Genomic DNA, 12,337 nt, shown 5'->3' on the forward strand with positions numbered 1-12,337 from the left:
AAGTCTGCCACTGAACATGAGTATTTTTGCAGAATACTTTAGCTTCTAAAAACTTAGCTTCTGAGAACCTTTCTACAGAGTATGTGAGTTAAATTGCCATTACATAATGAGTTAGTGAATGATTGATAGCGAATTGGAATCGATATGGGTCAGTAAACAGTCTGCTGAATTAAGTAGCTTGCTATCTTCTGAGCAAGTGACGGCAGAGGTTGAACATTTACAGCAACAACTTAACTGCGACGGTGTGGTGGTTATTTTATCGCAAATCTCAGAGCACATTACCAGTGACTTCGTTACTCAAGCTAATGCATTAAAAGTGTATGAACCTAATAGCCAACATGCTGAAATGCTTGGTTTAGCGCTAGTTTCATTTCCTATCCTTTGTGAACAATTACTACTTAACCCATTTTCTGGTTTATTTCCTAACCACGCCTCCACTGAGCCTGAACAACAAAAGTTTTCCGAGTTATTAACCAATGAGCTGAGTGGGCTGTGTCGTGGTTTAGCTAAACCTATTGTTTTACATATCAATCATTGCGCTGTTATTGGCAATAGCCGTTTATGTTTAATCTCTTATCAGCATCAAGCAGACGACCTTAACAGCGCAGCAAGGGCAAACACTGATACGTTTCATAAAGGTAATGAAAGCACATTAAAGATATGTTCTCACGCAGAGTTAACTCGGGTTTCTGAGTTATTACATAATAAAGAAATTCAATACTTAGAGTTATTTCAACAGCTTCCTGTTGCCTGTGCACTAATTGATAAAGATGACAATGTTAGTAAACAAAACCAAGTTGCAATTCACAACTTGCCGTTGCGTCTAAACGAAAGTTTATTCTCAATGATTAATTCAGATGATCATCTATTGCTTGAAGATTGTCTGCATATCGTAAGAGAAGGCGCCTTACATCAGTCTTGGTGTGAAATTCCATTGATCATCGGTGGGACAAAACATTGGTATAAAATGAGTTTTTGCCGCGCACTTGATATTGAACAGCACTTATTGATGATGGTTGAAGATATCTCAGAGCGATATCGTTTAGCGGATGAACTGTCATTCCAGTCAAACTATGACCCCCTAACTGGCTTGCCAAATCGAGTGCAGTTTGAAGCCATGTTAGAGGAAGCAATTGATGCCAAAGAACGCTTGCCCGCATGTGTTGCCTTTCTCGACTTAGATCAATTTCAGGTGATTAATGATGTTAGCGGCCATAAAGCAGGTGATGAACTCCTATGCCAAGTATCTAAACGATTAAGCTTGTTATTACGCACTGGCGATATTGTCGCAAGGTTAGGTGGTGACGAATTCGGTATATTGATGTTTCATGCTGATAAAGAGTCCGCTGAACAAGTGGCCAAGCGTATTTGTCAGCAGTTATCAGAGCACGAATTCACTTGGGGGGAGATCACTCATAATGTCAGTATCAGTATGGGGTTATCTGAACTTAATTCTCGTACAGCAGACATTTATAGTGTCATGAGCCAAGCGGATGCAGCATGCCGTATTGCTAAAGAAGATGGTCGCAATCGTTGGCACTTTTATAGTAAAAATGATCCGCAAATGCACCAGTTATATAATCAAATGTTAGCGTCAGTGGATATCATTTCTGCACTAGCGTTAAATCAGTTTGAGCTGTTCTATCAACTCATTGAGCCCTTGTCGTCTGATGAATCAGGTATTCATATGGAAATCTTGCTGCGCATGGTGCAAGAAGATGGTCGATATGTCTCTCCAGGCGTGTTTTTACCTGCAGCTGAGCGCTATAACCTTGCTTCACGGATCGATCGCTGGGTGATTGATAATTTATTAAAGTGGGGCGCTCGCCATATGGAAATATGGGAGCGGCTTTCGATGGTGTCGGTAAACTTATCAGCGCTGTCACTATCTGATAGTAAATTCATGAGCTGGCTTGAAATGCGTTTAATGGTTGAGCCTGATTTAGTTTCAAAACTGTGTTTTGAAATTACTGAAACAGCTGCAGTGAGCCAGCTTGAACAAGCGACTGCATTAATTGATTTACTTAAACCACTTGGCTGTAAACTGGCGTTAGATGATTTTGGTTCTGGCTTCTCAAGCTTTGCTTATCTTAAATGTTTAGATGTGGATTACGTTAAAATTGATGGTCAGTTTGTGGTGAATGTTTGTGATGACCGCAGTGATAAAGCGATTGTGTCTGCGATTTGCCAGCTAGGTAAAGATATGGACTTTGAAGTCATTGGTGAGTTTGTTGAAAGTGAAGCCATTGGACAGTTACTGCGCGAATTGGGGGTGGATTATGGTCAAGGCTATGCGATTGGTAAACCGACGCGTTTGACTGAATTGCCTTCAGGGGTTCGTACTCCTTGGTTAATCAATTAGTTTCAGTAGGTTCATTTAGCATTGCTATCTCTACTTGTGAGATGGCATCAATATTCGAATATGCGTAAACTGAGCGTTATCATCCGTTGTTAAAGTTATTCTTTTGAGTTCATTACCTATCCAAGCCTTGTTTGCGCCATTACAGCAAGCATTAAGCGACCATAGCCAAATTATCCTCGAAGCACCAACTGGTGCAGGTAAATCCACAGCTTTGCCTATGGCGATGCTGCAATGGTCGCAAATCAACGGCAAAATCCTGATGTTAGAACCTAGACGCGTTGCAGCTCGTAGCGTAGCGCAGTTTATTGCCTCTTCAATAGGCGAGAAGGTTGGTGACAGTGTCGGTTATCGGGTGCGTGGTGAAACTAAAGTAAGTGCAAATACACGCTTAGAAATTGTCACTGAAGGCATTTTGACAAGAATGATCCAACAAGATCCCGAGTTAACAGGTATCGAAGTGATCATTTTTGATGAAATACACGAACGTCATTTACCTACTGACTTAGGTTTAGCACTGGCGTTAGAAGTACAAGAGTCATTGCGTGATGATTTAACTTTGATTGCCATGTCAGCAACGCTTTCAGGTTTACCTTTACAGCAGTTAATGCCGAATGCGGCAATGCTTGTTAGCGAAGGACGAAGCTTTGAGGTTGAAAAAGTATACCGCCCAGTACCTGGACAGCAGCAATGGCTAGAATATTTAGCCAGTGTCATTATTGATTGTGTCAGTTCTAACTCGACAGCAGTGCCAGAACAGTACCAACTAGGCTCGGTATTAGCCTTTTTGCCTGGTAAAGGTGAAATCAATAAACTACTGCGTATCCTCAGCCAAAAACTCGATAGTCAGCAATTTGTTCTATGTCCGCTTTATGGGGATTTAACCCCTGTAGAGCAAGATAAAGCGATTGCTGCAGCGCCTATTGGAAAGCGAAAAGTTGTCATTGCAACCAATGTTGCTGAATCGAGTTTGACCATTGATGGCATTACTATTGTGGTCGACAGTGGGTATAAACGAGAAGCCAGTTTTAACCCTCGCACAGGCGTGAGTCGATTATCACTGAAGCGTATTAGCCAAGCATCTTCTATTCAGCGAGCTGGCCGTGCAGGGCGCTTAGCGCCAGGCTGTTGTGTAAGGCTGTGGGGGCAAGAAGAGCAAAGTCGTTTAGCTAAAGCCGAGTCTCCAGAAATTAGTCTAAGTGAATTAACTTCTATGGCGCTCGACTGCGCCTATTGGGGCGAGGGCAATATCGAAAACTTGCCTTTATTGACCTCTCCTCCAGTTATTCATCAGCAAGTGGCTTGGCGGTTATTATCCCAGCTTGAACTTGTAGACCTTAGCAACAAAATTACAGCACAAGGTAAAGCCGCCTATGAGCTAGGTTGCCACCCACGACTAGCGCACATGTTACTGCAATCTAAAGTGCTTGCTAATACTCAACAGCAAGCTGATTTAGTGTCGTTAGCGTGTTTATTAACAGCAGTATTAGAAGCGAGAGGTTTACCAAGAAAAGGTGTCGATATTAGTCATTACATCAGTCTGGCGACTCAAGGACTAATGGCGAGCCAAGTCAGAAAATGGCAGAAAATGTTAGCCGTTACAGGTGATATAAAACAAATCGCCCGTGATGCAGCCAGTCGCGATATCAGTTGTTTATTAGCGTTGGCATTTCCCGACAGAATTGCCAAAGCAAGGGGAAAGCAAGGGTTCCAGCTGAGTAATGGAACTGGTGTTACCATTGATGTCGAAGATAACATGTCGACCCATGATTGGCTGGTAGTGGCTGACTTTCAAGAGTCTCAAGGACGTAATGCTGGACGGGGTTATTTAGCTGCGGCGATTAATCCTGATCATATAATCCAAGATTTAGGTTTTTTAATCACAGAGCACAAAGTCTGTGAGTGGGACGAAAACAAGGGGCGATTTTTTGCTGAGAAACAACAAAAAATTGGAGATCTTATTGTTAGCAAAGTTCGCGAAACTAATGTCGATTCAGCGCTTATCGTACAAGCTTTAATAAGTCATATTCAACAAAAAGGGTTAAGCATTCTTAACCTTGATGAACGATTTTATCAGTTACAATATCGACTAAAATTAGCGCAGCAATTTGCCCCAGAACATGACTGGCCTTGTATCGACTCGCCACATTTATTGGCTAGTTTAACTCACTGGTTAGCACCATATTTAACCGAGGTTAATTCGGTTGCTAAACTGCAAAAAGTGGATATATTAGGCCACGTCAAGAACCTGCTAACTTGGTCGCAGCAACAAGTATTGGATGAACTGTTACCGACTCATTGGAAAATGGCAACAGGGACATCAGCACCGATTACTTATCAAGTAGAACAGACGTCGATACTTGAACAATCAGCTGATGACACTACCGAAGCTGCAAATACACAATCACAAGGGCGAGCCTTGTTAAGTGTGCGATTACAAGAGGCACTAGGTTTATCACAAAGTCCTTTGTTACTTCATGGTAAGCTAGTCGTTACCATGGAGTTGTTATCTCCTGCGCAGCGACCAATAGCGGTTACTGCCGATTTAGCCAGCTTCTGGCAAGGGCCATATGTCGAAGTCAAAAAAGAAATGCGTGGCCGATATCCACGCCATTTATGGCCTGAAGACCCCGTGAATACTACGGCAACCAAATTTACTAAAAAGAAAACCCCAGGGCTTAAATAAGGCGCTGGTGGTCACTAAAGAATTGATTGAACTATGACAGACAGTATTAAACGCGCAGCCCCAAGTCAGCAAATACCATTGAAGGGCGCAGCAGCGAAAAAGCCTCCAGCGAAAAAAACGCCTGAAAAGAAGCCGCCAGCTAAAAAAGCCCCTGCAAAGAAAACTGCAGCCAAAAAACCGGGTGTCAGACGGGTAAGCGCTAACAATAAAGCGCCGTCTAAATGGAAAAAATTATGGTCAATTACCTGGAAGCTTGGCTTGATAGGCTTGGTCATCGTGTGTTCTTACGGGATTTATCTCGATCAAATCATTGCGCGTAAGTTTGAAGGGCAGAAATGGCATTTGCCTGCACAGGTCTTTAGTCGCTCAATGGCTATTTATCCTGGCGCGGCAATTAACCACCCACAGTTAATGTCTGAACTTAAGTTACTTGGCTATCGAAAAGTTTCTAATCCAAGGCAGGTGGGTGAGTTTTCAGCTTCAAGTACAAAAATTGAATTATGGCGCCGACCTTTCTTGCATCCAGAAGGCGATCAAGTCGCTCAACGAGTGATGATTTCATTCGATAGTCAGGGTGTGTCGTCGGTGCAGCGTATGTCTGACAAACGCCAGATGGCAGTGTTTCATTTAGAGCCTGTATTACTAGACAGAATACTGGCTTCAGGTGGAGAAGACCGCTTATTCGTCCCAACGGAAGAAATGCCTCAAGCCATTGTTGATGCATTGATTTTAGTTGAAGACCGTAGCTTTTATGAACATCACGGGGTTAACCCGTTTGCTATTGTGCGTGCTGCCATTGTTAATATTACCGCAGGGCGCACTGTGCAAGGTGGCTCAACACTAACTCAGCAGTTAGCTAAAAACTTCTTTTTAACCAGTGAACGCTCAATTGTACGTAAAATTCGTGAAGCCTTAATGGCGATTATTATTGATTTTCGTTACAGCAAAGATGAGATTCTCGAAGCTTATTTAAATGAAGTGTACATGGGGCAAGATAAATCCCGTGGCGTACACGGTATGGGTCTGGCGTCGCAGTTCTATTTTGGTCGCCCAATCGCCGAGCTAACAGTATCGCAGCAAGCTTTTTTGATCGCAGCGATTAAAGGCCCATCTTATTACAACCCTTGGCGCTCACCTGAGAGAGCACAAAATCGTCGCGACTTAGTACTGCGTTTACTCATGGAAGATGACAAGCTAACCGTTGAGCAATATAAAGCCGCGGTTGAGTCGCCAATAGGATTACGTGACTTTAATAAATCAGTGCATCAAAAACTGCCTGCATTCTTTGCTGTGGTTAAAAATGAATTACGTCGTCGCTACGGTGACAGTTTATTACAGCAATCTGGGGTGAAGGTATACACCACACTCGATCCTATGGCGCAGGACGCGGCAGAGAAAGCCGTGGTATCTACCATGAAAACACTAGATGAGCGCGCCAAGAATGTGCAGGTCGGCATGGTGGTCACCGATAAGTACACCGATGGTATTGCAGCTATGGTGGGTGACAGAGTGCCAAGCTTTGATGGCTTTAATCGCGCAGTAGAGATACGCCGTCCTATCGGTTCGTTAGTTAAACCGTTTGTGTATGCCACCGCATTACAGCAAGGTAAAAAATACAACTTAGCTTCACCTGTGGCAGATAAACCCATCACGTTGCAAAATGGACAAGGTAAAACATGGTCACCACAAAATGTGGATAGAGTGTTCAGAGACGAAGTGCCGTTATTAACGGCGTTTAAAAACTCGATGAATGTACCAACAGTGAATGTCGGTATTGAAATTGGTGTTGATAATGTGGCGAAAACGATGACCAGTGCAGGTTGGAGTGAAGCCATTCCACGTTATCCATCTATGCTACTAGGTGCGATTAATGGCTCCCCTTATATGGTGGCACAAGCGTATCAAACCATTGCAAATAATGGCCGTTACCGTCCACTGACATCCATTACTGCAGTGTTAGATACCAATAACCAGCCATTAAAAGTCAGCCGTGAAAGTGCCGTACAGGGAATGGAACCTGCAACCGACTACCTTGTGCAATATGCCATGAATCAAGTGGTTAAAAACGGTACGGCGAAACGCTTAGGTCAAGCATTCCCGAATGTGGACTTAGCAGGTAAAACTGGCACCAGTAATGACAGCCGTGATTCTTGGTTTGCGGGCTTTGATGAGCGAAATGTGGCGGCAATTTGGGTTGGCCAAGATGATAACTCTAAAACAGGTTTATATGGCTCAAGTGGCGCTATGGCAGTGTATCAGGCCTTCTTAAAGCAGCGACCTCCGTTAGGACTTCGTATGACTCCTGCAAATGGCATAACACAAGGTTATTTTGATCGATCAACGGGCGTCGCTAAACAATCTGATTGCGATAATGTTGTGGCTTTACCGGCCAGAGTAGATAGTTATCAGCCGGTTGATAACTGCGGTGAAGAGCGTTCTTGGTGGCAAAAGATTATTAACTAGATTTAGTTAGTCATTTCAGCAACAAAAAAAGCTCATCACTGATGGGCTTTTTAATGTTCATAACTCATTCCTTTGAGAGCTAAAAATAGGCTGAACAAAACTTCTTTAGATGGTGAAGTCGAATAGCTTTAGATATAAAAAAGCCAGCTAAAAAGCTGGCTTTTAAACGGTATAACTAACTATAAATTTAGAACTTGTAGTTATAACCTAATGTGGCAGTTTGTGGCTTACCTGAGAAGATAGAGCCATGGATACGAGTGGTCATATAGGTTTCATCAAACAAGTTATCAACCGTTAGGTAAACTTCTGATGCATCACTGATGAAGTAACGCGCTGATAAATCGACAATAGTTTTATCTGCAATGAGTTCATCAGAAGGAATCGTACCTTGACCCGCTTTTGTGCGCATGTCAGAAGTATAACGACCTGCAATAGTTACCTGCCAAGACTCTGCTTGTACGCCTGCTGAAATAAATAGCTGGTTATCAGGAAGGTAAGGGAGTTCGTCACCTTTTACAACATCGCCCCAAGACTCAAAGTCTGAACTAAAGCTGTTTTGGAATTCAGCACTGGTGTAGGTGTAAGCCATTTTTACAGGGAAAGTAAATTCACCTGTTTGGTTGAACTCGTAACCTAAGCTAAGTTCTAGACCGGTTACTTCTACTTCACCTGCATTGTATTGGTTGCCAATATTGTCATCATCACAACCTTGCGCAGCAGTACAGTTACCGTGCATGTTGCTGTAGTCACTGTAGAAAACAATGGCTTCTGAGCTTAAGGCACCCGTGTTGTAACGAAGGCCAGCTTCGTAGTTCCAGCTTTCTTCTTCTTCGCCATCGTCATTACCAGGCGCAGAAGGTGCAAAACCTTTTTGAACACCGGCTAACACAATAAGATCATCAGTGATGTGGTATGTCGCGGCAACAGAAGGCAATAACACATCAAAGCTGTTGCTGATATCTTTATCTGGAGCACCTTCACGGCCAGGATTTGCTTTGCCCCAGTCACGGCGTTGAGTGGTTACATCTTCATAGCGAAGACCAGCAGTAATCGCTAAATCACCTAATGTAATTTGGTCTTGAACATAAAGGGCTAACGCTTCTGCACTATCGATACGGTTTGAATCAGTGCCCGGTGTACCGCTGTCAGTCAGTGACATCACTTGGTTGTTGTTTAGCTCATAAGTATCAACCCACTGGTAACGATCCATCTCGTCTTCGTGGTAACGAGCACCAAACGATAGCTCATGATCACCTAATAACCAATTTAGCTCAGTTTGAATACCTTGAGACAAGTATTCACGGTTGTTGGCTTTGACTTGAACATCAATTGGCGATGCAGCTGATGGATCACGATCAAAATCTGCCGCCGCTTCAATACCGCCACTGCTTAAGCTTTGACCATCCACTTTAGAGGTTTTGTACCAGTTACGGGCGAAGTTGTTATAGTACGCTGTCGTTGCCAAAGTCACAGAGTCATTGAAATCAATGATGTGGTTCAACTGGATCTGTTTATGATCCGTTGTCATTACATCTTTTTGTGAAGCAGAATAACGAGTGAAAGGACTATTGTTGTAATCTTCTTCAGTTAATCCCATGTAAGTTTCGTTTGAAACCTCATCAGAATACTTTAATTTTAGTTCAACGCGTTGTTGGTATTTCGCATCTTCGCTACTGTCGATGCTAATTTTTGCAAGTGCATCATTCTTAGTAAAACCAGTGTCACCGCCTACACCATTAATATCGCGGAAACCATCAGCTTGATAACGATAAACTTCAGCTACTGCACCTACACGTTCGCCCTGACCACCAGCATGAGCATGCAATTTAGCAAATCCATCTTGGCCTGCTGCAACATCAATTCCACCTGCTAATTCTTCTTGCGGGATCTGACGTGAAATCATGTTAACAATACCGCCTGTGGTGCGAGGGCCGTATTTTAGGGTAGAACCCCCTTTCATAATTTCTACTGTTTGCATTCTGCCTGAGGTAGGGAAATAGTAAGCAGCAGGTGATGCATAAGGTGCAGGAGCCGCAAGAACGCCATCTTCCATGATAGTAATCTTTTCAGAGCGATTTTGACCTGTACCGCGCATACCGATGTTAGGACGTAAACCGTAACCATCTTCTTCCTGAATATACACACCTGGTACAGACGCTAGCGTACGCATGATATCTGTATATTTGAAGTTCTCTATTTCAACGTCGTTAATAACATGGGCACTACCTGGCACATTATTAACTGGGTTAGAGCTACCAAAAATAGAGATTTGCTCCATGGTTGCGTTTGATTCATTTTCATCAGCTGTTGCTGCGAAAGTGGCTAGAAGGGCACTGGCTAGAATACTAATACGAAGGCTGTTGCGCTGAGTCATGCTGTTCTCCAAAGACGACTTGTAAACAAAATGCAAATAGAAATTATTTCTATTTGTATCTTAATGTCGTGGAGTTTACTGAAATAAACCTCAAAATCAACATTTACTTGATCGTTGTTAACATTTGCGCTGCTTTTGTAGTTTGAATTAACATAGTTGGGAACTAGGTCACACGTTGTATGTGGTTAATGGTTCGAGTTTCATTTTTTAAATGAGTCATCGGCTGAGTGTTTTAGGTTTTTTCTAGTACACTCGGAACAAATAAAAAAGCCCAACTCGATGAGAGAGGGATTTCTTTCACGATATAAGAATGGATGTATATGTTTTTGTCACCTTATTATGCCAAGCAAGATCAGAGTGTGTTTATTTCAGCCCAACAAGCCAGCGATTTTGCCAAGCTCGTCGCAGAAGACTTTAACCCTATTCATAATGTCGGTGCTAAACGTTTCTGTGTTCCAGGCGATTTGCTTTTTGCCTTAGTGTTAACTGAATTCGGTTTAAGCCAAAACATGCAGTTTAAATTTGCCGGCATGGTAGGAGATGGTATTGAGTTAAACCTTGATAACCAAGCGGGTGAAAACTTTAGTATTTGTGACACCAAAGGCAAAGAGTATTTACATATCGAACGTCAAGGCGAGGTATGTCAGTGCGACGTACAAACCGCAGCTTTCATTAAAAGTTATGTCGCCTTTTCAGGACTTAACTTCATTCATGTATTAGTACCTATGATGAAGCAATATAACGTGATGATTAATCCAATGCGTCCATTGGTAATATATGAAAGTATGTCGTTTCATTTAGATACCTTCGATTTCACCGAAATGAGCTTGGAATTAATAGAACAACACATGGACATTAATGGCAAACGTGGAGATGTGACTCTACAGTTTGCGTTAAAAAGCGAAGGTAAGGTTATTGGAACCGGTGTTAAAACATTAGTATTAAGCGGTCTGCGAGAATATAACGAAGAACAAGCTCAACAAATGTGCCACACCTATGAAAGCAGTAAACTGAGCTAACTTTATATTAAAGTCGTTTCATTCAAAATGTAAAAAAGCAGCGTATATCGCTGCTTTTTTGCATTTGTTAGATAGCGTTATTCCAATGGTTAAATACGATATTCCGTTTTTACACTAAGCTTTAGGTAGGATAGCAATTGTTACTTGCATTACAGCGTTTAAAGAGCTTTTTTGCAGTCAAGTTTTCTCCAGTTTGAGGCATGCACATGAAAAAATTATTACTGATTTCTCTGACCTTTTTTGCTTTCTCTGCCAACGCAAATATCATTTATGATAAAACGGGCGTTGATGATAAAGATTTTGTTTATGATGAGCATCAGTGCACTGAAATGTCGCAACAAGTACAAAAGAATACCAGTTCTCGTGGCGTGGTAAGTAGCGCAGCCAAAGGCGCTGCAGTTGGCGCGGCTGGTACTGCAATTGCCGGTGGAAGTGGTTCTGATGGTGCTAAAATTGGTGCTGGCGTTGGGGTTGCTTCAGGTTTATTAGGTGGTTCTCGTGACAGACGAGCGAACGAAGCAAACTACCAAGCGGAAAAAGAAACCGTTATTCGCAACTGTATGGCAAACCGTGGCTATACCATTTTAAACTAATCATGTTTTAGTTTGATCTTATTAGCCCCATAAAAAACCATGTCGAATGACATGGTTTTTTGTTTTAACTGTCATCATTAATTTAAGTTTGCTGCAATGATGGCTACTGTACTTATAGCTAGTTTAGCTATGGCTATTGTATTGTGCAGTTTAAATCTGCTTGCTCAAATTGGCTAAAAATAGCTTCGCCTTGGTGGGTCCAAAAACTGAAGTTTTGTCCTTGGTATTTAGCGCCTGATGCAGTGCGAGTTAATAGCGCTAAATTGGTGGCTTGAATATAATTGGACGTTGGAGTTATAGTCAGCATCGCTGCAGGTAGGGCGGTTTCATTATAAAAATAAGCGGTGATTTTGGTTAGGGTGCCATTTGCTTTCAAACCGCATTCATACTGAATGGGTTCAGGTACTTCGAATTCAGCGGCAGCAATTTGTAATTCAGTTAATCGAGTTTCATAAGATGATTGTACACATTGCTTAATATCTGCGGCTTTCCAGCAATCGTTGCGTCCTTTAATCCAGCCTCTTTGAAACGCTTTAAAATTTGCTAGCTCATCGTTACCTATTTGATTAATCGCTTTTTGGTAAGTCGTAGATAACTGCAGATCTAGCTTAGCTAATTGCTCGTCTTTGCAAATTAATATTTCGACTTGTCCCTGAGCTTTTTGACAATCATATGCGGGGGATATTGAGTCAGTGGCAAACACTGAAAAAGAAAGTAAGGCACTAGATAAAGCGAGTGAAGTGAATAGCCAAGTCTGAATACGCATTGTTTATAACATCCTGTTCTAAATCTCTTATAGAACAAATCATAGCGTATTCAGATTTAATTAGTACAGTTTTTAGA

General features: G+C 42.1%; 7 protein-coding genes. 5 read left to right on the forward strand and 2 right to left on the reverse strand.

Annotation, left to right across the window (positions count from 1 at the left end):
* Positions 1-118 precede the first annotated feature (118 nt).
* The 3 genes from AC0L4E_RS01900 to mrcB all read left to right on the forward strand — a co-directional run bounded on the left by AC0L4E_RS01900 (position 119) and on the right by mrcB (position 7,508).
* Positions 119-2,362 carry a putative bifunctional diguanylate cyclase/phosphodiesterase gene (locus AC0L4E_RS01900; protein WP_473677752.1) on the forward strand — a complete coding sequence of 748 codons (2,244 nt, stop codon included), beginning with the start codon at positions 119-121 and terminating at the stop codon, positions 2,360-2,362.
* A 103-nt stretch (positions 2,363-2,465) separates the two neighbouring features.
* Positions 2,466-5,045, forward strand: a complete 2,580-nt coding sequence (gene hrpB, locus AC0L4E_RS01905; protein WP_473677753.1) for an ATP-dependent helicase HrpB — start codon at positions 2,466-2,468, stop codon at positions 5,043-5,045.
* 33 nt (positions 5,046-5,078) lie between these two features.
* Positions 5,079-7,508 (forward strand): penicillin-binding protein 1B, encoded by a 2,430-nt coding sequence (gene mrcB / locus AC0L4E_RS01910; protein WP_473677754.1) that lies wholly within the window; start codon positions 5,079-5,081, stop codon positions 7,506-7,508.
* 187 nt (positions 7,509-7,695) lie between these two features.
* On the opposite strand, the gene AC0L4E_RS01915 is transcribed toward mrcB, so the two are convergent.
* Positions 7,696-9,882 carry a TonB-dependent receptor family protein gene (locus AC0L4E_RS01915; protein WP_473677755.1) on the reverse strand — a complete coding sequence of 729 codons (2,187 nt, stop codon included), beginning with the start codon at positions 9,880-9,882 and terminating at the stop codon, positions 7,696-7,698.
* A gap of 320 nt (positions 9,883-10,202) precedes the next feature.
* Here AC0L4E_RS01915 and AC0L4E_RS01920 point away from each other — a divergent pair, with 320 nt between their 5' ends.
* Together AC0L4E_RS01920 and AC0L4E_RS01925 are read left to right on the forward strand one after the other, a co-directional pair.
* A complete protein-coding gene (locus tag AC0L4E_RS01920; protein ID WP_473677756.1) occupies positions 10,203-10,901 on the forward strand; it encodes a DUF3581 domain-containing protein in 699 nt (232 codons plus the stop codon).
* Between the two features lie 206 nt (positions 10,902-11,107).
* Positions 11,108-11,494, forward strand: a complete 387-nt coding sequence (locus tag AC0L4E_RS01925; RefSeq protein WP_473677757.1) for a glycine zipper family protein — start codon at positions 11,108-11,110, stop codon at positions 11,492-11,494.
* Between the two features lie 133 nt (positions 11,495-11,627).
* Here AC0L4E_RS01925 and AC0L4E_RS01930 read toward each other — a convergent pair whose 3' ends face one another.
* Positions 11,628-12,260 carry a lysozyme inhibitor LprI family protein gene (locus AC0L4E_RS01930; RefSeq protein ID WP_473677758.1) on the reverse strand — a complete coding sequence of 211 codons (633 nt, stop codon included), beginning with the start codon at positions 12,258-12,260 and terminating at the stop codon, positions 11,628-11,630.
* Positions 12,261-12,337 lie beyond the last annotated feature (77 nt).

This window comes from Shewanella sp. GJ50-10, from assembly GCF_055808815.1.

Bases quoted from the DNA above. Each gene is read 5' to 3' on its own strand.
- AC0L4E_RS01930 (WP_473677758.1), bottom strand. From the start codon at position 12,260: ATGCGTATTCAGACTTGGCTATTCACTTCACTCGCTTTATCTAGTGCC.
- AC0L4E_RS01925 (WP_473677757.1), top strand. From the start codon at position 11,108: ATGAAAAAATTATTACTGATTTCTCTGACCTTTTTTGCTTTCTCTGCC.
- AC0L4E_RS01900 (WP_473677752.1), top strand. From the start codon at position 119: ATGATTGATAGCGAATTGGAATCGATATGGGTCAGTAAACAGTCTGCT.
- AC0L4E_RS01915 (WP_473677755.1), bottom strand. From the start codon at position 9,882: ATGACTCAGCGCAACAGCCTTCGTATTAGTATTCTAGCCAGTGCCCTT.
- AC0L4E_RS01920 (WP_473677756.1), top strand. From the start codon at position 10,203: ATGTTTTTGTCACCTTATTATGCCAAGCAAGATCAGAGTGTGTTTATT.
- mrcB (WP_473677754.1), top strand. From the start codon at position 5,079: ATGACAGACAGTATTAAACGCGCAGCCCCAAGTCAGCAAATACCATTG.